This is a genomic window from Psychrobacter sp. 1Y4 (genome assembly GCF_051847555.1).
In genome coordinates this window covers 1-645 of record NZ_JBPYDE010000701.1, presented here as the reverse complement: position 1 = coordinate 645, position 645 = coordinate 1, and the positions used below count along the sequence as shown (strand labels likewise).

Here is a 645-nt window from a genome sequence, read left to right as displayed (position 1 = left end):
ATGATTGGCCAGCGGTACGCGTCTTCGATTTTGATGCTGCCATGGGGATGTCCTTGGTAAAAACATATTTAAGAGCATTACATCAATGCTCATTCAAATAGAAGTGCAGTTAGTGCAGCCTATGAATCTGCTGTACATATCAAGTTTTAGTACAAATACTCACTAAAATTTTGATACATTATGCGCTGTGTTGTGACAATACTTCGAGCAACAGATCGTTATCGAAATCATTGGTCAATACCGCACTCCCTATTGATTTTAGCAAAATCAGCCGGATTTGTCCGTGTTTCACTTTTTTATCGTGCCCCATCAAATCCAGAGCAATTTGTACATCAATGGCAGGCGGTTTGGTAGGCAGGTTACCTAGCATTAAAACACGCTTAATACGCTCAACCTCATCAAAGGTCAACCAACCAATTTTTTGGGACAGTTCAGCCGCTTGCATCATGCCCGCCGCTACCGCCTCACCATGCAACCAATTGCCGTAACCTTGATGGGTTTCAATCACATGACCAAAAGTATGCCCAAAGTTCAACAGAGCACGCACACCTGACTCTCTTTCATCTTGAGCGACCACATCTGCTTTGTATTGACAGCAGCGCTTCACGGCTTCGCCAAGTACTGCCAGATCCAACGCCATCATTG

Annotated in this window: 1 protein-coding gene; it reads right to left on the bottom strand. The window is 44.2% G+C overall.

What is annotated here, in order from left to right:
• Positions 1–178: 178 nt before the first annotated feature.
• Positions 179–645, bottom strand: a 467-nt coding sequence (locus tag ACS8FC_RS18415) for a 3-dehydroquinate synthase family protein (protein WP_439297853.1), incomplete at its 5' end; no start/stop codon positions are given.